General features: G+C 67.0%; 23 protein-coding genes. 5 read left to right on the top strand and 18 right to left on the bottom strand.

The annotated features are described in order from the left end of the window. Positions 1 to 37: 37 nt before the first annotated feature. On the bottom strand, positions 38 to 1,762 hold the full coding sequence (locus tag EYW42_RS00915; RefSeq protein WP_135533377.1) for a radical SAM protein: 1,725 nt from the start codon (positions 1,760 to 1,762) through the stop codon (positions 38 to 40). Between the two features lie 142 nt (positions 1,763 to 1,904). On the opposite strand from EYW42_RS00915, the gene EYW42_RS19620 reads away from it, so the two are divergent. Both EYW42_RS19620 and EYW42_RS00910 read left to right on the top strand, forming a co-directional pair. Further along, positions 1,905 to 2,063: a DUF7559 family protein gene (locus EYW42_RS19620; RefSeq protein ID WP_168192935.1), complete on the top strand. Its 159-nt coding sequence runs from the start codon at positions 1,905 to 1,907 to the stop codon at positions 2,061 to 2,063. Between the two features lie 75 nt (positions 2,064 to 2,138). Continuing rightward, positions 2,139 to 2,573, top strand: coding sequence for an Hsp20/alpha crystallin family protein (locus tag EYW42_RS00910; protein WP_135533376.1), 435 nt, complete (start codon positions 2,139 to 2,141; stop codon positions 2,571 to 2,573). Positions 2,574 to 2,596: 23 nt separating this feature from the next. Here the strand turns inward: EYW42_RS00910 and EYW42_RS00905 are convergent, their stop codons facing one another. After that, positions 2,597 to 3,781: an NAD(P)/FAD-dependent oxidoreductase gene (locus tag EYW42_RS00905; protein WP_135533375.1), complete on the bottom strand. Its 1,185-nt coding sequence runs from the start codon at positions 3,779 to 3,781 to the stop codon at positions 2,597 to 2,599. 58 nt (positions 3,782 to 3,839) lie between these two features. Continuing rightward, positions 3,840 to 4,004 (bottom strand): hypothetical protein, encoded by a 165-nt coding sequence (locus EYW42_RS19615; RefSeq protein ID WP_168192936.1) that lies wholly within the window; start codon positions 4,002 to 4,004, stop codon positions 3,840 to 3,842. Positions 4,005 to 4,283: 279 nt separating this feature from the next. On the opposite strand from EYW42_RS19615, the gene EYW42_RS00900 reads away from it, so the two are divergent. Both EYW42_RS00900 and katG read left to right on the top strand, forming a co-directional pair. Further along, positions 4,284 to 4,487 (top strand): hypothetical protein, encoded by a 204-nt coding sequence (locus EYW42_RS00900; RefSeq protein ID WP_135533374.1) that lies wholly within the window; start codon positions 4,284 to 4,286, stop codon positions 4,485 to 4,487. Then, a complete protein-coding gene (katG, locus tag EYW42_RS00895) occupies positions 4,487 to 6,622 on the top strand; it encodes a catalase/peroxidase HPI (protein WP_135533373.1) in 2,136 nt (711 codons plus the stop codon). The genes EYW42_RS00900 and katG overlap by 1 nt, the downstream gene beginning before the upstream one ends. An 88-nt stretch (positions 6,623 to 6,710) precedes the next feature. On the opposite strand, the gene EYW42_RS00890 is transcribed toward katG, so the two are convergent. The 5 genes from EYW42_RS00890 to EYW42_RS00870 form a co-directional block, all read right to left on the bottom strand. After that, positions 6,711 to 7,499, bottom strand: a complete 789-nt coding sequence (locus EYW42_RS00890; RefSeq protein WP_135533372.1) for a DUF7388 family protein — start codon at positions 7,497 to 7,499, stop codon at positions 6,711 to 6,713. A 235-nt stretch (positions 7,500 to 7,734) separates the two neighbouring features. Then, positions 7,735 to 8,322 carry an NUDIX hydrolase gene (locus EYW42_RS00885; RefSeq protein WP_135533371.1) on the bottom strand — a complete coding sequence of 196 codons (588 nt, stop codon included), beginning with the start codon at positions 8,320 to 8,322 and terminating at the stop codon, positions 7,735 to 7,737. A gap of 33 nt (positions 8,323 to 8,355) precedes the next feature. Beyond that, on the bottom strand, positions 8,356 to 8,805 hold the full coding sequence (locus EYW42_RS00880) for a DUF7109 family protein (protein WP_135533370.1): 450 nt from the start codon (positions 8,803 to 8,805) through the stop codon (positions 8,356 to 8,358). Between the two features lie 89 nt (positions 8,806 to 8,894). Then, entirely contained in the window at positions 8,895 to 10,001 is a 1,107-nt protein-coding gene (locus tag EYW42_RS00875; protein ID WP_135533369.1) for a glycosyl transferase family 2, read from the bottom strand. Positions 10,002 to 10,040: 39 nt separating this feature from the next. Further along, positions 10,041 to 11,183, bottom strand: a complete 1,143-nt coding sequence (locus EYW42_RS00870) for an MFS transporter (RefSeq protein WP_135534013.1) — start codon at positions 11,181 to 11,183, stop codon at positions 10,041 to 10,043. Positions 11,184 to 11,342: 159 nt separating this feature from the next. On the opposite strand from EYW42_RS00870, the gene EYW42_RS19610 reads away from it, so the two are divergent. Further along, positions 11,343 to 11,510: an HVO_0758 family zinc finger protein gene (locus EYW42_RS19610; protein ID WP_168192937.1), complete on the top strand. Its 168-nt coding sequence runs from the start codon at positions 11,343 to 11,345 to the stop codon at positions 11,508 to 11,510. 99 nt (positions 11,511 to 11,609) lie between these two features. Here EYW42_RS19610 and EYW42_RS00865 read toward each other — a convergent pair whose 3' ends face one another. From EYW42_RS00865 to EYW42_RS00820, 10 genes are all read right to left on the bottom strand, one after another. Next, positions 11,610 to 12,698, bottom strand: coding sequence for an aldo/keto reductase (locus EYW42_RS00865; RefSeq protein ID WP_135533368.1), 1,089 nt, complete (start codon positions 12,696 to 12,698; stop codon positions 11,610 to 11,612). A gap of 55 nt (positions 12,699 to 12,753) precedes the next feature. Next, the gene (locus EYW42_RS00860; RefSeq protein ID WP_135533367.1) at positions 12,754 to 13,929 is read right to left on the bottom strand and encodes a DHH family phosphoesterase; all 1,176 of its coding nucleotides are present in this window, start codon (positions 13,927 to 13,929) and stop codon (positions 12,754 to 12,756) included. A 37-nt stretch (positions 13,930 to 13,966) separates the two neighbouring features. Further along, positions 13,967 to 14,863, bottom strand: coding sequence for an SDR family oxidoreductase (locus EYW42_RS00855; protein WP_135533366.1), 897 nt, complete (start codon positions 14,861 to 14,863; stop codon positions 13,967 to 13,969). Positions 14,864 to 14,990: 127 nt separating this feature from the next. Next, entirely contained in the window at positions 14,991 to 15,419 is a 429-nt protein-coding gene (locus tag EYW42_RS00850) for a DUF5791 family protein (RefSeq protein WP_135533365.1), read from the bottom strand. Between the two features lie 34 nt (positions 15,420 to 15,453). Beyond that, entirely contained in the window at positions 15,454 to 18,507 is a 3,054-nt protein-coding gene (locus tag EYW42_RS00845) for a DUF7286 family protein (RefSeq protein WP_135533364.1), read from the bottom strand. Beyond that, positions 18,504 to 19,343, bottom strand: coding sequence for a DUF7284 family protein (locus EYW42_RS00840; protein ID WP_135533363.1), 840 nt, complete (start codon positions 19,341 to 19,343; stop codon positions 18,504 to 18,506). The genes EYW42_RS00845 and EYW42_RS00840 overlap by 4 nt, the downstream gene beginning before the upstream one ends. After that, entirely contained in the window at positions 19,340 to 19,777 is a 438-nt protein-coding gene (locus EYW42_RS00835) for a DUF7285 family protein (protein WP_135533362.1), read from the bottom strand. Before EYW42_RS00835 ends, EYW42_RS00840 begins: the two co-directional genes overlap by 4 nt. Beyond that, entirely contained in the window at positions 19,755 to 20,225 is a 471-nt protein-coding gene (locus tag EYW42_RS00830) for a DUF7283 family protein (protein ID WP_135533361.1), read from the bottom strand. Before EYW42_RS00830 ends, EYW42_RS00835 begins: the two co-directional genes overlap by 23 nt. A gap of 34 nt (positions 20,226 to 20,259) precedes the next feature. After that, the gene (locus EYW42_RS00825) at positions 20,260 to 21,957 is read right to left on the bottom strand and encodes a type II secretion system F family protein (RefSeq protein WP_135533360.1); all 1,698 of its coding nucleotides are present in this window, start codon (positions 21,955 to 21,957) and stop codon (positions 20,260 to 20,262) included. After that, positions 21,951 to 23,852, bottom strand: coding sequence for an ATPase, T2SS/T4P/T4SS family (locus tag EYW42_RS00820; protein ID WP_135533359.1), 1,902 nt, complete (start codon positions 23,850 to 23,852; stop codon positions 21,951 to 21,953). Before EYW42_RS00820 ends, EYW42_RS00825 begins: the two co-directional genes overlap by 7 nt. Positions 23,853 to 23,875 lie beyond the last annotated feature (23 nt).

The following is a 23,875-nucleotide window of genomic DNA, read 5'->3' as shown; positions in this document are numbered from 1 at the left end:
AGTTTCGTTGCGAGCGATCCCACCTGTCGAGACGGTGTTAGTCCGCGCCTTCCGGCGACCGCACCGTCGCGAACTTGCCCAGGTCGGCGTCTACCCCGACCTCGGCCGTCGACTCGTACGGACGATTAACGACGATGTCGCCCGCGCTGCTCCTGCCGACGCCCGGTATCGCCCTGAGTTCGTCCATCGACGCGCTGTTGACATCGAGGGGGTAGGGGACGCCGGTGACGGAACGGTAGCCGTGGCCGACGATGGAAACATCGATGGTCCGGCCGAGTTCTCGCTCGCCGGGGATACCGACGAGCAGCGGGTAGGTGCCGAGTTGCCGGCCGAACGTCTTGCCGTCCTGATGGTACTCCAGCGTGACGTCCGGCAGGACGGTTCCCGGCGGGGCGACGCGCTGGAGCATCGGATTGTCTATCTCCTCACGGACCTCCTGTTTGTACTGCTTGAACTGCTGCTTGTGGTCCTGTGCGAGTTCCGCGCCCGTCTCGGCCATATCGGTGCCCTCGAACGCCATCACCTGACGGATGTTCACGCGGCGGAGCATCAGCCCCTCGTCGTAGACGCGCTGGAGGAACTGCCTGTTGTGCTCGAACGTCTCCTTCCGTTCGCCTTTCAGTCCGTGGACGAGGTTGATACCGGGCAGGAGTTTCGGAAGGCGGTTCGGAGCGTCGTCGCCGGTCGAGGGGCCCGTCGCGTCGCTCCCCTCTCCCGGCCGCCATCCGGCCTCTTCGTTGACGATCTTGACCGCTTCGAAGCACTCCTCGGCGGAGACGTTGAGGTTGTTCTCCTCCTGTACGAGCGGGTCCGCGGATTCGAGACCGAACGCCGCCGTGTCCCCGGGCGTGTTGTGCTCCGCGATGACCCGGATACCCTCGCGGGCCTTCTCGGGCCACTTCACGACCGTGATGGGGTTCATGTTGTCCAGGTGAAGCGTTTCGAGGTCGGGTGCCACATCGCGGATGCCACCGTAGAGGTCGCGGAGCGCGTCCGGGTTCGGCGCTTCGCCGTCGCCGCCGTAGGCGAGGATGTCGGCCTGGCGACCGAGGCGGAAATGCTGGACGCCGCGGTCGGAGAGCGCGTCCACCTCGTCGACGACGCTCTCGGGCGGACGGAAATCGGGGTCGCCGTACATCGGTTCCGTACAGAACGAACAGCGGTACGGACAGCCGCGAGACGTTTCTAGTTCCGCGATGAGGTAGTCGGGGTGGTTCGGATGCTGTTCCACGATAAACGCCCCCTTGCGCGCCCAGCGCGTCTCCTCGGGGACGCCGCGGTAGCGGTCCTCGAACCCTTCGAGCCCGTTCGAGACGATGTCGTACGCCGCGGCCTCGACGTCGGCCATGGCGAGGAAGTCGAAATCCAGATCGTCGCGTTCGGTTTCGCTCGCGCCCTCGTTTGCGTCGCCGACGCCGAAGCGGACCGGACCGCCCATCAGCGAGGTACCGTCGGCGGTCCACGCGAGTTCGCGCACCTCGTCGGGTTCGGCCGGTGTGCCGCCGACGTACTTCCCGGGGACGGTCATCCCCCCGGTGTAGCAGAGCAGGTCCGCTTCTTCGACGTCGCGCCACTTGTGGCGGTCGTCGCGGAGTTCGTCGATGGTGTGGTACGTGATGTTCTCCGACGGGACGCCCGCGTCGACGAGCGCGCCGGCGGTGTACCGGGGGTACGTCGAGACGTACGGCGGGACCCCGAAATGCGCTGGCTCGTCGACGTAACCGTCGACGATGGTCACGGAGAGGTCGGCGGGGTCTGTCATACGTCTCCGTTGACGCTCGACGGGTAAAACGGTGCGGAAACGGCGGTGTGGCATCCGGCAGAGTCCGAGACTCTCGGTCCGGGCGTCGGCAACGCCATACCCTGCCGCAAACGGTTTCCCCGTACCGAGATTACTCTGATCTATGCCAAAGACCGAGGAGATCAAGTGCACGAACGAGAACTGCGAACTCGACATGTTCGAGAACCACTACACCTACGACGTGCCCGACGACCTGAGCGTCGACGACCTCGTCTGTCCGTACTGCGCCGAGACGGAGAGCCTGCAGCTGATCGAACTGTGAGCGGGGCGGCGACGGCCGCTCGCGTTCGGAGAACGCGTCAGACTTAGGCGTCTGCGGCCCGTCATTCGGAACAAGATGACACTGCGTGAGATCGGCAAGTCGGTCAGCGACTCGGTCGTCAAGCGAGTCGGCCGGGCGGCCAGTCGCCTTCAGGAGTCGCGGTCGCTCACGGCGGACGTACTGGAAAGCGACGAGGCGTTTCTGGTCGTGTTCGACGCACCGGGTACCACGAGCAGCGACGTTCAGGTACGGTTCGTCGACGACGCCGTGATGGTCCGTATCGACCGGTTCCGGGAGTACCGCGAGGGGTACGAGATGCGGTTCCCCGGCCGCGGCCTCTCGCTGGACGGCCGCGCGGAACTGCCCGACGGAGCCGATGTCGTCCCCGGCGAGTCGACGGCGACGCTCACCGGTTCGGGAGAACTCCGCGTTCGCCTGCCGAAATCCGACCCCGTCGGCGGAGACGGCACCACTGGTTCCGAAACCGCCGACGCCGCGACTGACGCGTAATTACTGCCGCGACTGACGCGCAACTACTCGGAGACGGTCATTCCTTCGACGATGTCGAACTCCTCGTCGCCAGTAAAGCGAGTCGGATCGTAGTCGGGGATGCCCCCCTCGCCGAGTATCGCTTCGGCGGCGACTTCGCCGAGCGCCGACGAGCGCATGAAGCCGTGGCCCTGGAACCCGGTGGCGACGTAGATCCCGTCGCGGAGTTCGCCGAGCAACGGGTTGCGGTCCGGCGTCGCGGTACAGAGGCCGGCCCAGGCGTCCGTCACGTCGGCGTCGACGCCGACGCGATGTGCGAGGCCGTCCCGCATCGACGACACGAACGCGTCGTCGCCGTCCCGTTTCCAGTCGTCGGGGTCGCTTTCGACCTCTTCGGTCCCGTCGCCTGCGAGTAGACCGTCGCCGTACGGCCGAAGGTAGAACTCGCCTGTCGCGTCGTAGGTCATCGGCACCGCCGGACCGTCCTCGTTCGAGCGACCGCTCGGCCCGCCAGCCGTCGTTAGCGCCTGTACGCGGTACGGTTTCAGCGCGACCGGGATCCCCGCTTCGGACAGGATCCGTTTCGTCTGTGCCCCGGCGGCGACGAGGACCGCGTCGAACGCGCGGTGCTCACTGTCGCCTTCGGCGGAACCGCCGCCGCCCTGGGCTGTCTTCGACGACCTGGTAGTGACACCCGGCGGGTCGGCCGTGAGTGACACTTCGACGCCGGTTTCGATCCGCGCGCCGGCCTGGCGCGCTTTCTCGGCGAGCAGTGGCGGGTACGTCTCCGGGCGTACCCGCCCGGCGTTTCGCGCGACGGCGGCGACAGCGATGTCGTCAGTCCGCAGCGCCGGCCACTCCGCAGACAGCTCTTCCGGGTCGACCAGCGCCGCGTCCCGCCCGTGGGATCGCATTCTGGGGACCTGCTCACGGATAGCGTCCGCGCGGCGTTCGTCGCCCTCGCGTGCCAGCCAGACGTACGGCGTCACCTCGAAGGAGAAGTCGCCCTCCCCCGAGAATTCGCGGAAGCGCTCGACGGCGCGGTCGGCGACGCGAGCGTCGACGCTGTCGGCGAACGCGTCGTAAACGATCCCCGCCGCGCGACCCGTGCTGCCGGCGGCTATCTCCTCGCGTTCGAACAGCGTGACGTCCGTTCCGCGCTCTGCGAGGTCGTAGGCGGCTGTCGTGCCGACGGCACCGCCGCCGACCACAGCAACGTGCTTGGCCATACGTAGCGGTCGGACGGGGTCCACTTACGCGTACCGCCGGAGAGCGACACTGCGGGCGTTACGATGGATGTTGGTGCTTGATACGCTCGGCGACCGTCCCCGGGACCGGCGTCCCGCAGTCCTTGCATTTCCAGGTCGGGTAGACGCCGCCTTGCTCCTTCCGCATGTCCTGTCTGTACTGGAGGGTTGCACCGCAGGTACACCGGTGAGTGGCGGTGGACATAGTCGACGGGAGTTCACGGAGGAAAATAAGTGTCGCACCGCTCCCGACAACGGCAGGAAAACGAGCGGCGAACGCGCCTCCACAGCGGAAAGGGACGCTCGGTTGGGGACCGACCTGTTAACCGGAAGAGCGTAATTGCCGTCCCACCTAAAGCTGTCACTAGGCGGGTCGACGGTCCCCGTGGGAATTGGTCGCTTTCGCCGCGCATTCCGGAGATTTGCGCCGCGCGCCCAAGCCTTATTATCGTCTAGTCCAATCATCTTTCGAGAGAAGTAATTAATGTTAGACAATACCCCAAAGCACGGCATGGGCGACCCGAACTTCGACGCCGTACGAGACGCGTTGACGACGAACTCCGGCGAGCCAGTGCCGGACGACCAGAACTCCCGCACTGCCAGCCCCGAGGGGTCGATGCGTATGGACGACTACCTGGAGCAGACGGCCCAGGTTAACCGGGTACGTACCACGGAGGTAGCCGGATAATGAGAGGGCGTAATCACGACTGGTGGCCGAACCAGTTGAACTTGGAGGTTCTCGACCAGAACTCTCATGAAGTCGGTCCGATGGACGAGGACTTCGATTACGCCGAGGAGTTCCAGAAACTCGACCTCGAAGCGGTGAAGTCGGACCTCGAAGAGCTGATGACGACGACGCAGGACTGGTGGCCGGCCGACTACGGCCACTACGGGCCGCTGTTCATTCGAATGGCCTGGCACAGCGCCGGCACGTACCGCACCAGCGACGGCCGCGGCGGCGCATCCGGCGGTACGCAGCGCTTTGCGCCCCTCAACAGCTGGCCCGACAACGCGAACCTCGACAAGGCGCGCCGGCTGCTCTTGCCGATCAAGCAGAAGTACGGTCGCAAACTCTCGTGGGCCGACCTGATAGTCCTGGCCGGGAACGTCGCCATCGAGTCGATGGGCTTCGAGACGTTCGGCTTCGCCGGCGGGCGCGAGGATGCCTTCGAGCCCGACGACTCCGTCTACTGGGGCCCCGAGGAGGAGTGGGAAGCGAACGAGCGCTTCGACGACCCCGGAGAACTCGATACGGGCCTCGGCGCGTCCGTGATGGGGCTCATCTACGTGAATCCGGAGGGCCCTGATGGCCAGCCAGACCCGAAGGCCTCGGCGAAGAACATCCGTCAGACGTTCTCCCGGATGGCGATGAACGACAAACAGACGGCCGCGCTCATCGCCGGCGGACACACGTTCGGGAAAGTCCACGGCGCAGACAACCCCGACGATGTACTCGGCCCCGAACCGGAGGCGGCCCCCATCGAGAACCAGGGACTCGGCTGGCAGAACGATGCCACCGAAGACGGCGAGGTCACCACCAGCGGTATCGAGGGGCCCTGGACGCAGTCCCCGACTTGGTGGGACATGGGGTACATCAACAACCTGCTCGACTACGAGTGGGAGCCCGAGAAGGGGCCCGGCGGTGCCTGGCAGTGGACCCCCAAGAGCGAAGAGCTAGCGGACTCCGCACCGGACGCACAGGACCCGGACGAAGGGGTCACGCCGATGATGCTCACGACCGACATCGCCCTCAAGCGGGACCCCGACTACCGGGAGATAATGGAGACGTTCCAGGAGAGCCCGATGGAGTTCGGAAAGGCGTTCCAGAAAGCCTGGTACAAGCTGATTCACCGCGACATGGGGCCGCCGACGCGGTTCCTCGGCCCGGAAGTTCCGGACGAGGAGATGCTGTGGCAAGACCCTATCCCCGAAGCCGACTACGACCGTATCGGGGACGAGGAGGTCGCCGAACTCAAGGAGGAGATCCTCGGGTCGGACCTGTCCGTCCCCCAACTGGTCAAGACCGCCTGGGCGTCGGCGTCGACGTACCGCGACAGCGACAAGCGCGGCGGAGCGAACGGCGCGCGCATCCGCCTCGAACCCCAGCGGAACTGGGAGGCGAACGAACCGGAGCAGCTGTCGACCGTACTGGAGACCCTCGAAGGGATTCAGGAAGACTTCAACGGCTCGCAGTCCGACCAGACGCGAGTCTCGCTCGCCGACCTCATCGTTCTGGGCGGCAACGCAGCCGTCGAGAAGGCGGCGGCGGACGCCGGGTACGACGTGGAAGTCCCGTTCGAGCCGGGACGAACCGACGCTTCCCAGGAACAGACCGACGTCGAATCGTTCGACGCGCTCAAACCGAAGATAGACGGGTTCCGTAACTACTTCGGAGACGAGTACGACCATCCGGCGGAGGAGTTGCTGGTGGACAAGTCGCAGCTACTGAACCTGACTGCGTCCGAGATGACGGTTCTGGTCGGCGGCATGCGCGCGCTTGACGCGAACTACCAGCAGTCCGACCTCGGCGTCTTCACAGACCGGCCGGGGACGCTGACCAACGACTTCTTCGTGAACCTGCTCGACATGGGCACGGAGTGGGAGCCTGCCTCGGAAGCCGAAAACGTGTACGAGGGGCGCGACCGTGCCACGGGCGAACTCAAGTGGAAGGGCACCCGCGTGGACCTCATCTTCGGTTCGAACTCCCGGCTTCGCGCCATTTCGGAGGTTTACGGAAGCGACGACGCAGAGGAGAAGTTCGTGCGCGACTTCGTGGAGACGTGGGAGAAAGTGATGAAACTCGACCGCTTCGACCTCGAGTAAACGCGCGGTCTTTCGCCGCGCTATCGCTGTAACGAGCCGACTGCGTCGCCGTTCTTTCGTCTCGGCCTGTGACTCTCGACCGGAGTCGCTACGCCTGTCTCTCGAACGCGTCGACCCCGCGGGCGGGATAGCCCACGACGGTCGTCGCACCAGCCTCTTTCAACTCGGCGACGCGCTCACGAACCGTCTCGGGCGTCCCGACGAGCGCGTAATCGCGAGTCGCCCGCAGCAACACGTCCCGAGCGCGTCCCGTCGCCTCGCTGTCGGTAGCCGCGCCGTCGGGAAGCGCGCGGGCGACGGGTTTGCGTCGCGCCGAGTAGTCGCCGACAGCGTCGAGGACGGCGTCTTCGTCGTCGGTCAGTACGGTCGGCGCGTAGATGACCACGTCCGCGTCGAGTCCCGCCGCGCGGAGCGCCCGGAGGTCGCGGGTAGTCGACCGCGAGAGGAGTTCGTACTGGGGGCCGCCTGCCGCCAGTGCGATGCGTTCGACGCTCTCCGTCCCGACCCAGGCGTCGTTCGCGCGCTCTTTCGCCGTTCCGAGGCGAGGAGCGACGGCCCGACTCCGCTCCGCTTCCGAAAGGTAGGCCGGGTGGCCCGCGACGAGGACGCGACGAACGCCCTCGGGTATCCAGTCGGTCAGCGAGTCGTCGCCGAGCGGGTCGAAACCGTCCGCTCGTACCGGTGTCGTCAGAAACACCTCGTGACCCTCGGCGAGCGACGCAAGGGTTTCGGCGTCCGGGAGGTGTTCGCGGCCCTCGTAGTCGACCGCGACTGTTTCGAACGGGAGATCGCTCGCTCGCTCGACGGCGCACTCAGTCGGCTTGAGCGCAATGGCGTCGAGTCCCGTCGCGGTGGCTGACTCGGACCCAGTCAGCATCGTCGATCACCCGTAGAACGCCGGTTAGAAATACTATCGCCCGTGCGGAACGCGACCCATCGTCTGTGAGACCATGTAGCCACTTCTGAGAGGGACTCGCAAAAGGGTATCGTTCCGTACGAAGATTGGCCGGCGACGGGAGCCGTCAGGTGTCAGCCAACGCGCCCACGTTGTTGCACATCCTCTTTTGTCGGAACTCGGACCGGATTGACCACGAGTCGGATCGGACACGAGATCAGACCCGCGAACTCGGGTCGATCCGTTCCGGCGCACGCCAGTTGGTGGTCAGTTCGAAAAAGTCGACGACGATGCGGCCGGTCGCACCCCAGACGGTGTAGCCGTCGACGCGAAAGTAGTGGATGACGACCTCGCCGTAGTGGGGGTGTTCCCGGCGTTCGTAGTCGTAGTTGGCGTCGTCGAGCATGTCGGCGACGCTGAGGACCGCGATCTCCGCCACTTCGCCGTCGTCGGGTTCGTACTCGCGGTCCGGGACCCGGGCGACGAACGGTGTCACTGAGTATTCGGTGACAGTCCGGATGTCGTCGATCCTGCCGAGCACTTCGGTCTCCTCGGGGTCCAGTCCGATCTCCTCTCGGGCCTCCCGGAGCGCGGTCGCCTGCAGGTCCTCGTCCTCGGGTTCGCGGCCGCCGCCGGGGAAACTCATCTGGCCGGGATGCTCGCCGAGGTGTTCGGCCCGCTTCGTGAACAGGAGGTGTGCCTCGCCGTCGCGTTCGACGACGGGAATGAGGACCGCGGCGTCGTACTTCTCGCCGGTCACCGCCCGCGGCGTGTACTCTGTGACACGGTCCAGGTCCAGTTGCATAGCCGTTCGTCCGAAGTACGTGGCCGGTCCCTCTTATCCTCGCCGGTCGAGGTCCGCTCGCATCTCGTCGAGCGACACCGGCGACCACGCCTCGACGTCGTAACTGACGTCGATCAGCGTCTCCAGTCGGTCCCCGTCGCCGTCCTCGAGCGCGGCGTCCGCGTCCGCGCGGAGTCGCTCTCGCGTTCGTTCGCCCAGCGCCTCGCGGTCGACCGTCCGCTCCTCGACGTCCATGATGTGCGGCAGGTCTTCGGCGTTCGCGGGAAGCGTCGGAAACGCAGTCGGTCCGGCGACCAGTAGGTCGTCGTACTCGACGAGATGATAGCCGTCGACGGCCTCGTCGACCGCCGCTGCGCTCTCTGTCTCGTCGAACTCCCTGCCCTCGCGGTAGGCGAGTTCCGAGAGCGCGTTCAGGAGTTCGTCCCGAGACAGCGCGCCGAAAAGATCGACGATACCGGCGAGTTCGTCGTGCGTCAGGTCCATACGCTGGGTATGCGGCTACCCCGGGATGAGCGTTCGGGCTTTACGTCGCGGTGAGTACGGACAGCACCCCACGTTGTCGAAGGTCCCTATCAGCGGGTCTCAGCTCTAACTCGGTCTATCGCCTCAGCGGACGCGTTCGCCACGGTCCCGGGCTCTATCGCCGTTTCCGACCACGCCGGCAGGCGGTCGTCCAGGCTGGGTTCCCGGACGGCGTCGGCGTAGTCGGCGACCTGCTCGCGTTCGGCGGTTGGATCGTACGAGAGGCCGTTGAACGAGGCGTCCGCGGCGTACTGCCGGACGAACTCCGCCGCGACGTCGCGGTAGCGGTCGGCCAGCGTGTCGTAGTCGGGCGTTACGCCGTGGTCCTCGACGACGCGGAACAGCGCGTCCCCCACCTGTCGGGACATCTCGGCGAGGCCGGTCGGGCCCGAGACGGCCCGGTGGTCGTGTTCGTGGCGACCCAGGTCGACCTGCGCGGTGCCCTCGAAGCCGGCGGCGTCGAACGCGTCGCCGAGCGTCCCGACCTCCAGCCCCCAGGCGCGCGGTGGGCGCAGAGACCGGGCGAGGTCGGCAGTCAGCGCAAACTCGCCGGCCAGCGCGTACCGGAACGCGCCGAGATAGTCGAGGACGGGGGCGTCGTGCGCGTCGGCGAGTGTCCGAACCAGCGGCGCGTAGAACAGGCGGAACAGCCGCCCGTAGAGTCGGTCGTTCTCCACCCGGGCGTAGTACCCCTTCGAGAACGCGTACCCGTCTGAGAGCGGGGCGAGCAGGCGCGGCACGTGCGACGCCGAGTAACTCTTCGCGTCGGCGTCGTGGACGGTGACGTACTCCGCGGACCGTGCCGCGACGCCGAGTGCCAGCCACACGTCTCGGCCTTTCCCGAACCCGTCGTTTAGCCCGGCGTCGTCTAGCACCGCCTCGACGGCGGGGGCGTTACACCACAGCAGGTCGACCGGCGCGTCGAACGACGACAGCCACGCGGCGAACTCCGGGACGCGTTCCGCGGGCGCTCGTAGCGCGACGACGATACGCTTGGGGTCGACCGTCGAGAGCGTCGACAGCACGCGCTCGGCGGCGAGGCCCGCGTACTCCCGGTCGGTCATCGGTACGACGACCGCGGCCCTGTCGGTCGGTGCCGCCGGCGACGGGTCGTCGAACGCGTGCAGCGTCGTGACCCGCTCCTGAACGTACTCCATCACACGTGCCTTGGACTACGGGATGAAAACGCCGACGACTCACACCGGCGACGCACCGCGGGGCAACCGTTCGGTCACGTACAGACCGAACAGGACGACGAGAATAGCCAACAGGCCGACGGAAAACAGGCGAAACAGCGCGTCGAAGGCGAACCCGGCGTCGGTCAGCGCGCCGAGGACGGCGCTCCCGGTCGCCTGTACGAGCATCATCGTCCCGCTGTACAGCGCGTAGGCGCTCGCCCTGTTCTCGTCCGGCAGTGAGTCGAGCAGGTAGATGTCGAGCGCGGGAAAGAGGCTGTGGACGACGTAGCCGAGAATCACGCTGACAGCGACGACCGTCCACAGCGACCCGACCGCTGTCAGCGCCAATAGACTGGCGATGAACCCCCCGAGGATCGTCAGCATCAGCGGCACGTACGGGACCCGCTCGGCGACGCGACCGGTGAGGACGAACGCCGGCACCCCGGCGGCGAACACGCCGGTCAGGACGTTCCGCGCCACCGCTTCGGACAGCCCTTTCACCTCGACGAGGTACGTCACGTAGAAATTGAACACGCCGTTCCAGACGAACCCCGTCGCGCCGATTATCGCGACGCCGGTGAGGATTATCGGCCACTGCCGGGTGAGCGCGCCGACGAAGTCCTTGTCGTCGCGGCCGGCCTCGGGCATCTCCGCACGGCGAGCGATCAGGAAGAAGACGACGGTCGTCGCCGCGGCGACGCCGCCGATGAGCCAGAACACGGCGCGCCAGTCGGTCACAAGGAGGACGCCGCCGACTACCAGCGGCGCGCTGACGGCAGCGAGTTGGCTCGACATCCCGTGAATACCGATGGCGCGGCCGACCCGGTCGGGGAACAGTTCGCTCACGAGCGGATTGGCGGCGATGAAGTACGCGCCGCTCGTCAACCCCATCAGCAACGCGCCCGCGGCCAGCGTCGCGAACGAATCCGCGACGGCGGTCACTGCGGCGGCGACGGTGAGTAACGCGCCGGATCCGAGGACGACCGTGTGGCGCGGCACCTTCGTGAGCAGGTATCCGGTGGGCATCCGCGGGACGGCGCTTCCCACCCAGGCCATCGTCACGACGAGGCCGATAGTTCCGCCGGAAAACCCGAACGCCGCTCGCAGCGGTTCGACGAGGGGTGCGAACACCACGCGGGCGATGTTGACGAGAAACACCATGGTACACAGCGACCCGAACAGCCGTCCGCGCCCCGAAAACGACCGGGCTTTCCCTTGGCTCGATAGCACGAGTGAGAGTACATCAGATGCCGCTTCAAGGCTTTCGAAACGAATGGTTCAGGGGTGGTTTTTTGACAGGGTGTCACATACGTTCCGAATATGAAATCCGTTCGGAAGGCGCTTCGCGACGGTGACCTGGTCAAAGACACGTACGGACGGTTGAAGTGCCAGGCGTGTGAGCAGGACCTCACGACGAAAAACGACCCTTCCGAGATAGGGACCGTGCGGTCCTGTCCCGAGTGTGACGGGGAGTGGAAAGAACTGTAACGTCTTGATTCACCGTCGACGGACGGGACGTCCCGGTCCGACGAAACTCCGACCGCTTCTATCTAACTCTCACTGACGGACCTCCGGTCACTGCGACGGTCACTCGAAGACCGCGTCGAACGCGTCAGCACCGAGCGGGTCGAACGTACCGGCGTCGACGTTTTCCTTGACGTGTTCGGGCGAACTCGCCCCGACGAGCGAACAGGTGACGCCCGGTGCGCTCCGCGCAAAGTTGATCGCGCGCTGGGCCGTCGTGTCTCCGGACAGTTGATCGGCTACCTCCTCAGGGATATCGTCAGCCAGTTGCCCCTGAGCGAGGCTCGCGCTCGTAAAGACGTTCAGGCCCGCTTCCCGGGCGAACTGGAGCGCGCTCTGCCGACCTTCTGGCGAATCGTGACTCTCGACGGTGAACGCATCGGCCATCACGACGTTGAACGGCAACTGGATCGCGCGCAGCCCCGTCGAGGCGTTGTCCGCGTCGTCCGCGGCGGCGCGCGCCCGGGACACTACTTCCGGCAGCGAGAGGTACTTCTCGTGGTCCGGCGGAACACGAAAGGCGTCCCACGTCGCGACGCCGTACGCGTCGATATCCGCCTCGTCGACCCGGTGTTCGAGGCGACGGAAGGCCGACTCCAACTGGTCGTACACTTCCTCCCTGGACCGCGTCCGCAGTTGCGTCTCGGGGTTGTGGACGTAGTACAGGTCGATCGTGTCCACGTCGAGATTCGCCAGCGAGCGGTCCACCTGGTCGTCGAGGTACATCGGTGCGATGCAGTGACTCCCCCGGACGAGTTCGTCCGGTTCGATCAGGCCGGTGTCGACGTACTCCTCCCGGACGTACGCACCCGGGTCCACCGGTTTCTCGCCGTCGAACGGGACGAACCCGCCCTTGGTGGCGACGAGCACGGCGTCGCGGTCGACGTCCGCGTCGTCGAGCGCTCGGCCGACGACGCGTTCGCTCCGCTGACAGCGGTAGTTGATCGCGGTGTCGACGACGTTGCTACCGCGCTCCAGTGCAGTGACGATCGATTCCCGGTAGCCGGCGTCGACGTCGTCGGTCGGGTCGCCGAGATACGTCCCCACGCCGATGCTAGAGACGACGCCGTCACCGTACCGCCGGAAGTACGTCCGCCCGAACGAATCGCCGAACCTGTCCCGGTACTCCCAGGTCCCGTTTCCCGTGGCCATGTCACCTGGTACGGTCGGGCGAGGAAAAGGGTCACTGGTTTCGAAGGCTGAACGCCTACACTTCGCCGTCGAGGGCACCGAACAGACGGTCGACGAACTCGTCTCGCGAGATGCCCTCCGACGGACCGATCCCCGCCATGTGTTCGATCGACACCTGTCCGCCACCCATTCTGGCGTGCCCGCCCGCGTCTGCCATCGGGATGTCATCGACGACCGCTCGAAGCGCCTCACCCATGTGGACGCGGTCGTCCCGCGACCGGCCCGAGAGGTGGAGGGTCCCTTCGTGGTCGCCGAAGACGACGACAGCGGTCACCCCTTCCAGACTGGTTAGTTCGTCCGCCGCCTGCGGAATAGCGTCGACGACCGGGACCTCGCCCACGTCACAGACGGCGAACGACCGTCGGACCTCGCGGTCGTAGATGGCGCGGGCTTTCGTCTCCAGCACGTCGGCACTGACCTGCGGGTTCGCGATACGGTCCAGAACCCCCTGGTCGACGCCCGGGTAGAGGTACGCGCAGGCGTCGAATTCGGCCGCAGAACACCCCTTCGTCAGATGGTTCGTGTCGGACTGGACCCCGTAGAGAAGTCCAGTTGCTAACTGCTCGGAGACCTCTATGTCCGCGTCGCTCTCGCCGTTATCGGGGTTCGTCTCCGCTTCGAGCATCTCGAAGTACTCGGCCAGTATCGTGGCACAGGCCCCGTAGTCGGTTCGGACGTCGGTGAACTCGTCCCCGGTGCCGTTCCCCGGGTGGTGGTCGATGACGGCGAACGGTTCGATCGCCGACGACCCGTCGAACCCGCGCGGGGCGTTGTGGTCGACCAGAACGACGTCGTCGCTGGCGATGTCGCCGGCGCGTTCGACGCGTTCGAAGTCGAGTTCCAGAACGGTCTGGAACGCGCGGTTCTCCTGATGGCGGATCTCGCCGGGATACTGCAGCGTCGCTTCGGTGTCGACCACGTCCGCGAGATCTGCCACAGCCATCGCGGACGACATCGCGTCCGGGTCCGGATTCGGATGCATCAGTACCGACACGTGGTCGCGGTCCGCCAGCGCGCGCTTGAACCGTTCCGCGGGCGTCCGTCGAAGCCACGAGATAGCGAACCCGACAACGATCAGTGCAACGAGGACGCCCACCGCGATCAGGGCGAGTTCGACCGTGCTCAGCGAATCCACCCACCCCTGAACGGCTTCGACCTGCAGAGCGGACGGCCTTCCTCTCAGCGACCTCATATCTTCTGGCTCTTTATGAATGACCAAGAACTTTCCCCTACAGTTGCTCCTTCCGGTAAGTTTCGACCGCGTTCCGGTACCCCTCCCTGAAGGTCGGATACGCGAACGTGTACCCGAGACCATGGAGCCTGTCGTTCGAACACCGTTTGCTCGTTTGCAGTCGCCGTCGAACGGTTTCGGAGAGGTCGTCCTCGGCCAATCGCTCCGCTTTGGTTCGCTTCGCCGGGCGGTCGACGCCGCATTCCGTCGCGAGCCAGTCCGCGAACTCCCATTTCGAGACCGGTTCGTCGTCGACGACGACGACGGCATCGCCCCGCGCCAGGTCTTCCGTCAGGAGATGTCGAACCGCGCCCGCGGCGTCATCGCGGTGGACCATGTTCAGAAACCCCTCCGTCACCGGCCCCTCGACGTAGCGGCGGAGTCGATACCGGTTCGGGCCGTACAGACCCGCGAACCGAGCGACAGTTCCGTCGATCCCGTACTCGTCGGCGAACTCGCGGGCGATCCGCTCGGCCTCGACCAGCACTCTCGTCTTCTCCGTCGTCGGGTCGAGCGGCGTCGTTTCGTCGACCCAGTCGCCGCCGTGGTCGCCGTACACGCCGGTGGAGGAGGTGTACACTAGCCTTTCGGGCGACTGTCGTCGCTCGCCGAACGTCTTGATCGCCGTTCGGAGCCCGTCGACGTACACCCGGCGCGCCGCGTCCGCGCCCCGACCGCCGGAACTCGCCGCGAAGACGAGCGCGTCCACGTCGGGGACGCGTTCGAGCGATCCGGCGTCGGTGACGTCCGCCTGAACGGCGTCCAGTTCCGCCGCGCGGACCGCGTCGATGCCGTGGTCCGACCGTCTGACGCCGAGGACGTCGTGGCCCGAGTCGCGCAACTGTCTACCGAGTTCGAGGCCGACGTATCCGCATCCGAGGATCGCGACCTTCATGCGTGACAGTTCGCGCCCCGATACGTAGAAGCTACGACTGCTCGACCGCGGCGAACGGTCGAACTTGCAGAGCCGGTTCACGACGGCCTCATCGCTTTGCTGTGTGGATGGTTCGGCCGAACTGACGCTATCGCTGGTTGCTCGCGATGACGTGCTGGATGTGGACGAACTCCTCGAAGCTCATCGGCGCTCTTCGCTCTATCTTCTGCTGGATCTCTTTCGGATCGAGCTCTAACGTCAGTCCCCGGGAGACAGCATCAACGTCCATCACGCCCGTCGTCATCCCCAGCAGGAGATGCTCGCAGGCTATTTCCCGGACGGTCTCGGCGTCAGGCGCGTCGTCCGCGAACGCCAGTATCGCTGACGCCTCCTCCAGCGACAGTGACGGTGACTCGCCGTCTGCGAGCGCCTGCAGGGTCGCGCGCTCGACTGCGGTCTCCGCTTCGATGCTGTCGACGCCGGCTGTCTCGATGACGCCGGCGAGGTCAGACTCGTACTCCGCCCGGAGGTCCGTCGGCGTCAGTCCGTCGACGTCCATCCGTTGCTCGTAGAACATGCCCGATGATAGGCGATCACCGTACAAGTGGTTATCACATCGCGGTGGCGTTGTGTCCTGCGTTCGGCCATCCCGGAGATTCTTCGACGCGCCCGCCGTCCACGTCGCCGACCCCGCTCCCGCCTGGAGGAACGACGACGAGAACAGTCGTCGCCGCGCTGAAGTTCACTCTCGTCGACTGCCCGAGACGCTCGCGCCGCCCGTCGTTGTCGACATCGACTGAAACTTTCGACCCGTCTCGCGAGTACGCGACGGTGCCGCCGGGCGCGGTCGGTGCGTCGCGACCGGTCCGGACGGTAAAGCGAGCGTACCGTCCGGAGATGTCGACCTGCCAGGCGTTCGCTGTCGCGTACCAGAATCCCGGGATCGGCGTGACCGGGACGCCCGACGGGACCGCTCCGCGTGCCCGCGAGAGACGGTCCGCGACGCGGTCGGATGCCGATTCGAGGCCGCGACTCGCGGCGTCGCTGATCCGGGTTCGGACCGTCTCACGGAGCGCATCGGCGGTGTCCCGAACCGGGCCTTCCGGTGGCCTTACGGCTGTTTCCGCTGTCGCGTCCGTCATCGTCACGTCGAGGCGCGTACGGATCCGGTCCGCCCAGGCGGCGCTGTCAGGCGTCGCAGTCCGGTCAGCGGCGGCGTCGGCCACCGGTCTTGCGGCCGACCCGTTCGTCACCGCCAGCGCGAGCGTCGCCGTCGAATTCCACTCGTCGTAGCCGCCCGTGACGACCTCACGACTCGCTTCCTCGTCCAGCGAGGTTGCCGCCGTCAGTTCCGCCACCGTTTCGTCCGTGACGTTCCCCAGTGCGGTTTCGACGGCGTCTCTGAGGTCGTCACGCTGGGCCCTCAGTTCCTCGTCGTCGACGGCGGCGAGGGCACGGTTCGTCTCGTGGAGCGTCCGTGCGGCGGTCCGAAGGCTGACGCGCGTCGTATCGTCGACGAACTGCTCGGCGATCCGGTCACCGATCTCGTCGTACGGGAGCGTCACCGCGTTCTTGTTCCGGACGGCCAATGCGTGGTAGGACCCGTCCTGTCGGATCGCCGGTATGCGTTCGTCGTCGATAGATTCGACCGTGAGATACGACGGCGCGCCGTCGACGCGCACCGTCATCGCCCCGCCGTCCGACGAAACGAGATGCCGACCGGGGCGTGTGACCGATTCTCGGGCAGCGATCAGGTCGTCGAGGCGGTCGCCAGTCACAGAACCCAGTTTGTCCAGCACGTCGTTGAACTCGCCTTGCGTCTCGTCGATGGCGTCCGCCTGTCGGTCGAGCAGTTCTATTGTACGGTCGACGTACGCGGCGCGTGCCGCCACCCGCGCCCTGTCGGCGACCCCGTCGTACCGGTTCGGCGCGTCGACGAGGTCGGAACGCCGCGATCGGAGTTCCGCGGCGAGATCCCCGGAGGGGTTCGCTCGCGTGCCGAGCGCCCCTCGTTCGACAGTGACGGTGACGTTGCTGATCCGGTCGCGAAGGCTCCGCAGGTCGTCGTACACCCAGTCGCCCAGACCAGGCGGTTTATCGCCGACGACAGCGGTGCCCGTTTCGACGCCTTCGTTCTCGACAGCCGCTATCGCTAGGTCGTTCGCACCGCCGCTATCAGTTACGAGCCGCTCCACTCCCTGTCTCGCAACGGATCCCAGGTTAGGGCCGTTCAGTGCGCCGCCGCGTTCGTGGACGGCAGCGATCGGGCGGTCCGGCACCCGACCACCGGCAGCGTGTGTTCCGACGACCCGAAGTCCGACGCGATGACGCGTCGTCCACCGGTCGACGGTCGTTCTCGTCTCGTTGTCGCGCGTCCACTCGCGGTGAGCGACGTGGCGCTCGGCCACTACCTTCCGGTACGTCATCAGTTCGTGCCAACCGTCCGCCACGTTCGGCGCGTCGGCACGGCCGGTTTCGACGTCGTACGTCGTTTCGGTCGACGTACCGTTGAGCTGCCACCCCTCCCCGCGGGGCTCCGTCCGCGGCCGAACATCCGCGTACGTGGTGTCGACCATCGTCGTGAGGCGTGTCTCTGCCGTGTAACTCTCATCGAGTACAGTCCCGATATCCGGGCCGCTGGTGCCTGTTAGCAGGTCGTACATCGCTACGTCGGCCGTCCGGTTCACGCCGACGGTCATCGCCGTAGACGGGGACAGTCGGTTCGACGCGTTGTCGACCTGGCCGGCGATGGAACTGTTCGGCGGGTCCCCCTCTCCGAGAACGTAGTTCACCCACTCTTTGCCCCCCGTATCGGTTCCAACCAGAGCATCGGTGATTCCGACCCGCGCCGTACCGCGTGCGAGACCGACCCGCCCCATCGGATCCGTGCGTCCGAATACGTCCCGCTGGGTCTGCAGCGCCGCGCCGTTCGCCGCGAGTTCGACGTGTCGGTTTGCGAGGACGTTACCGATCGGACCGCCGCCGTACTGGGCGTACCCGCGGGCCCAGGTCATGGCGTAGAGCCTCGCAGTGACGCGCCGTCCGAACCCAGTCCCGTCGAGCGCCCCTCGATTCAGTTGGGTCTGATACCGCTCGACTCTGTCGTGAAGCAACAGCGCAGGCGTCGGCACCGTCACTCGGATTGAACGCACCCTGCTCGATATCTCTTGGCCGTCGCGCTCGGCGACGAGCGTGACACCATCGATAACGACGTCGAGTCGCCCTTCCCCGTCGCGCTCGACTGAGACGCGCCGCTTGGCTTCCCTGAGCGTGCTTGCATCGGTCACTGGCGGGAGCGACGCCCGGACATCGACGCTTCGAACGCGTTCGTCGACGGTGTCGAGACGGGAGTTCACCGTCCGATAGATCCGTATTCTGAGGTAGTCGCGAAACGGCGTGGAGTCGTTCAGAACGCGGCCGTACGTCGTATTGGCTGGCGTTACGACGGGGTTAGCTGCCGCGCGTCTGCTCGCATCGGCAACTGAATCCCTGATAACGGTCTGGGTGGCGGCGTCTCCGCGATCGAGTGCTGCGGCGGCGTCGATATCGGAGTGTCCCCGGTCCCGGTTCGTCATCGTTACGGCGAGTGTCGCACTGCTGACCAGCAACAGAACGCCGATCAGCGCGAACGGAACGCGGCCACGTCGGTCTTCGGCCAGTCTCATCGCTCCCACGTCCTGACGACGATTCGTACTTCACCCACCGAAACGGCCTCCGCGGCCGACTGCGGCGTGTCGAACTGATCGGTGAAATCACCGACCGTCCGGTCGACCAGCGCAGCGGTGAGGCGCTCGTTCGTGCGCCGGACCTGTTCCGGGTCGTCATTGTCTACTCGTGAGTCGAACAGCGTCGCTGCGCGGCGGTACCGTTCCGCTGTCGCTCGCTTCGTCTGGGGGTCCTGTAACGACACCGACGCTTCCTCCGGCGGGAACAGCGCACCGACGACGCCGCGTGCCGTCACGCGAGCAACTCCTCGGAACCCGTCGCTCGCCGCTCTGACGGCATCGTTCCGGTTAGTAGATGAATCGGACGGAACCGTGAGCGTCGCGACGTGGACGTCCGCGTTCGGCGGTGGCACGTCGCCGGCAGTCACCGTTCCCTTTACCGGCGAATTCGGGTACGGTTCCCACGTCGCCCGGACCGTGACTGAGACGTTCGGGCGGGCGACTGCGCTTTCGACGACGGCGGTCACCTCTCGCTCGAACGCGTCGCTATCGTCCGAAAGTTGGTGACCATAGACGGTCATGTTCGCCACCGCCGCATCGGCGAGGAGTTCGGCGAGTGTTCCCTGTGTGGACCGTTCTACGTCTCCGTTCGGGGTCGCGAGCGTGTAGTCTACTCGCGCTGTGCTCGATCCGACAACGTCGGCCGTCTCGTCGGCGGTGTCCGGACGCGACGGGTCGGTGTCCGCCGGCACGTAGGCGAGCGTCGCGACAGCACCGCTGACGAGCAACAGGCAAAGCACCGCGTCGACGACCGTACTGACGCCGCGGTCGGTCACGACCACACCTCCACGCGGAGGCGACCAGCCCGGATCCGACCCGGCCCGACGCGAACGCTCGCGCTCCGTGACGCCGACACCGCGTCCGGCGGGGCTTCGGGGCCAGCAGTCCAGATCTCGCCTTCGTCTTCGCCGGCCGAGTCAGTTCTGTTCTGCGTCGACACTGATGCCCCGCCCGTCACGGTGATCCGGATCTCCCGACCGTCTGGGGCAGCGTCGAGGCCGTCCGAGAGGTTCGCCGGTGCGAGTACGCCAGCCTCCGAGACGGCGTTCCACACTCGACGAAGCGTCGGATCGGCGCCACGGTCCTCTTCGACGCCCAACGTCGTGTCGACTGCACCGGCGTACAAAGCGAGACCGGTGCCGACGACGAACAACGCAGCGAGGACGGCCAGCGGTTCCGTCTGGGCCCTACGCGCCGACCAGTGTGACATGGAGACCCCTCCAGGTGACGTTTCTGACGATGATTCGGTCGTCGGCGCTCTCCCACGTCGCCTCCCGACTCCTGCTCTCGGCGACCTCCCCTCTGAAGGCGGCCTGTGTGACGAACACCTTCGACGGGTCGGCCCCACGTAACACCTCCTGTAGTTTCGACCCGTCGGACACTGGAGCCACGGGCCCGTGCGTGAACGTCGCACGGGTGGTGCCACCGTCTCCGCGTAAAGCGATCCTGAACGGCCCGAGGAGAACACGGTCGGCAGATATCGGGTGTTCGGCCGTTCCCGACGTGTCCGACGCGGCGAGGGCGTCGACGGTGTCGGCCGCTCCGGACGCGTCGGGCGGGGCGTGCGACGGGAGTTCAGTGGCGACGCCGAAAAACGCCAGACTTGCCAGCGCGACGCCGATAGTTAGGTACCACGTGTCGACAGGAGTGTCGAACATGGCCCGCCTTCGCCGCCCTATCCCTCTTAAACCCTCAGACCAGTTGTCCCCCGACAGCGAACGCGGCGAGATAGACGAGCGTAGCAGCACACAGCGACTTCCCCACGCGGTACCCGACAAGCGGTCGGTCTAACCCGCGTTCGAGACCTGTTCCGACTGCAGCGAGAACGACAGCGAGGAAGAGAACGTAGACGCCGACAGCGAGGCCGAGGCCCGCCGGCGGAAGCGCCGTCCCTCCGAGGTCACTCCCGCCGATCCCGCCGGCCAGTGAGACGGTGACGCCCGCCACGAGCGGCCCGAAGACGCTCGCCGTCGTCTGGAGCGTACCGGTCACTCGGGCGAGTTCGTGTCGGGCCTCGCGTTCGACCGACTGGAGTTCCTCGACGTGGTCTGCCATCGCGACGACGGCCTGACCGGCCGGCCGCCCCTCGCTTGCCGCAAGCGACAGGAGCGCGGCGGTGCTTCGAGTCCGCGGGCTCGGCACGTCAGCGAGCGCTCCGTACTCACCGAGAAACGATTCGCGGACGCCCACGCCGACCTGTCGTTGCCTTCGAACGGCGGCGGTCAGCACCTCGCCCGTTTCGTCCGACAGTTCGTCGCCAGCCTGCTCGATGGCCGTCTCGACCGCAGCGCCCTCACCGACGCGCCGCCCGATCAGGTACAGCGCATCGACGAGTCCTGATTCCACTGCCCGGACGTGCGCTCGAACCGAGGTTATCGGCCGGTACCAGGCGACGAGCGTCGCGCCGACGCCCACGCCGACGAGTGCTATCGGGGCGGTCCAGACCGAGAGAAACGCCGCGGCAGCAACCGCTGCGGCGACCCCTGTGAGTGTCCCGAACGCGAGTGGAGGCCACCGCCGGTCCGGCACGTCCGGGTGTGACCGCGTCACCGCCGGCGGCGGGAACGCGACGGGACGACGGAGGAGCAACCAACCGCTTGCGCCGACGAGTACCAGCGGAAGCGCAACGTCGTATACGACCACGAACAACGGGAGAGAGACGGGCGCGCCGGCGACACTCGCTGCGGGCACGACGGCGACGAGAGCGAGCGGTAACAGGACGCCGAACGCGTACAGTCCGGTCGCCGGCGCGTGGATGTCGCTTGCGAACGCCGCCATCCGGTCTCTGGTCCCGTCAAGTACCGCAGTCAGGGCGCGGTTCAGCGTCCGCGACCGCTCCCCCGGCGGGGCGTTCGCCGCCGCCGTGAGCAGGTGCGTCGAGCGAACCAGTGCCGGGAACCACTCTTCCCACTCGTCGGCGAACCCGGCGAGGCCCGCTCGCGGCGTCCCCGCCGCACTCCGGACGTGCGCTCGGAGGCTCGTCGCGAGGGGTCCACGTCCGGTCCGCGCGGCGAACGCCGTCGCCGTCTCCGGGGCGGGCGTGATCCGCATCCGCAACACCGCTCGCCCGACGATCCCCGGCGCGTCTCCTAACGCGGCCGTTCGACGGGCGGCCGCGAGAACGACCGGGCCGCGGTGGACCGCGTGGGCCACGCCCAACGCGACCGCCAGTCCGAACACGACCGTGGCCGGCCGAACGGAGGGTGGAACCAGAAGAACTACTGGCGCTGCGAGGACCGCAACGACGAGCGCCGCGCCGTATCCGGCGCTGACCACAGTGTCCGCGTCGACAGTCGCATCGAGGAACCCGAGCGACCGGCGCAGGTCGTCGCTCGCGGTCCCGCCGTACGGCGACCACCGAGCGAGCGTTCGGAGTAGCTCGCTCAGCATGGTCCAGACGACCGATGACGGGCGTAAGCTCGGGTGACGTCCGCCGGCCGGGTTCGCTCTTCTGCCGCGAGTCGAGCGAGGAGGCCCTCGCGGGTCGCGATCTGCTCCCGAACATCCGCGTACGTCTCGTCCGGTCGGGCGAGCGCAGAGACGAGATGGCTCTCTCCCCTATCGATCCGCCCAGTCGCGGCAAGTTCATCGCCGTCGACGGCGTACAGCGGGGCGAACCGGACACCGTCGTCGCGGTTGATCACTTCTTCTATCGCTCGCACTCGCCTGGCGCGTCCGTCGCCCTCCCGGTACGCTTCGACCGTGACGACGAGGTCCGTCGTGGCGAACGACGAGGCGGGAACGCCGAGATCAGAGACGACGCGTTCTCTGACGCTCTCTCCGCCGCTTCCGTGGATGGTGCCGAGCACGGCGCTTTCGTTCGCGCCGACGCGCATCGCTTCGTAGAGCACCTGTGCTTCCTCGCCGCGTACCTCGCCGAGGACCAGCGCGCCTTCCCCCAGACGAAGGGCGGTTCGGAGCGCTGCGGTCGGCGTGATCCCCGGACCGTCGTCGACCGTGGTTCGAATCGCCTGCACGTCACGCCCGGCACGCCGGAGGGCGCGTGCTGGTAACTCCGGCGTGTCCTCGATGGCGACGACGCGCGTCTCTGCCGCTATCTCCCAGAGGAGCGCTCCGAGCGTTGTCGTCTTTCCCGCGCCTCTCGCGCCGGCGACTAAACCGGCCCCGCCACGCGCGACGGCGAGCGAGAGCAACCCGGCGGCTCCGGCCGTGAACGTTCCGTTCGCGACGAGCCCCGGGAGCGTCCAGATGTCCTCGCCGTGGTCGCGGAACGCGAACGCGACGCCGTCGCTGACCGGGTCGGTGACGCCGGCGACCCGGATCTGCTCCCCGTCTGTCGTCTCCGCCGCTGCGTCGAGGGTCGGAGCGGCTCGCGAGAACGCTCTGCCGCTGGTTCGACGGAACCGTGAGGCTAACGCGGCCGCACCGTCCGCTGTGAGGCGGACGTTCGACCGCATCGTTTCACCGTCGACGACGACGCGGAGCGCGTTTTCGGTCACCGGCGCGGTCGCGTACACGTCCGAGAGGGCGGGGTCGGCGAACAGGTCTTCAAGGACGCCGAATCCGCGGGAGTGCTTCCGGAGGATCGCGGTCAGCGTCGCCGTCGGAGCGTCTTCCCCGGCGACGCGTCTGACGGCCCGACCCGGTGCGCGGTCGCCGCCACGAACGGTTCCAGTCGCCAGCGCCTCGTACGCGTCAGCGAGCGTCGCCGTTGCATCGGAAGACAGATCGGCCTCGACCGGCGTCAGATGGTACGTTCGGAGGGCATCGTCCTCCCGAGCGTACACCCTGACTCTCCCCTCGGTGTCTATCCCGTACCCATCGTCGAGCCGAGCGCCTCCCGGCGGTCGCGACTGGACCCGCGACCCGGATACGACGACGCCCACGGACGGGCGAAGGGCGGCCTGGTAGCTCTCGACTCCGGTCGCCAGTTCGAGCAGACCGGTTTCGGCGGCGGCGTCGCTGATCGGGTCCGTCCGCACCTCGGCGTCTCGCGCCGCTCGCAACGGATCGGCCGTTGTACGGTCGGCAAGCGCGCCGTCTCGGAACGCGACCGTCTCCGCGAAGCGACCGGCTGCGACCAACAGGGCCGCGCTCTCGTCCTCGTAGGCCCGTTCGACGCCGTCGGATCTGGTCACGACTGTTTCCGCATCCCGGTCCGTCAGCGCGGTCACCGCCGTCTCGCGACAGTCCGTCTCGTCGGCGAGACGTCCGTCGCCGTCGCATTCGCCCGAATCGATGATCAGACGGTCGTCCTCGAACGACGGTCGACACCCGCAGGGGCGTTCGTCGTCCGAGCGAAACCGGTCGAAGATCGCTTCCATGCGACACCGTCCCCGCGGTCTGG

Source organism: Halostella pelagica (genome assembly GCF_004762015.1).
Taxonomy (GTDB): domain Archaea; phylum Halobacteriota; class Halobacteria; order Halobacteriales; family Natronoarchaeaceae; genus Halostella; species Halostella pelagica.
The sequence above is the reverse complement of the archived record's forward strand: the minus strand, read 5'-3'. Positions and strand labels throughout refer to the sequence as shown.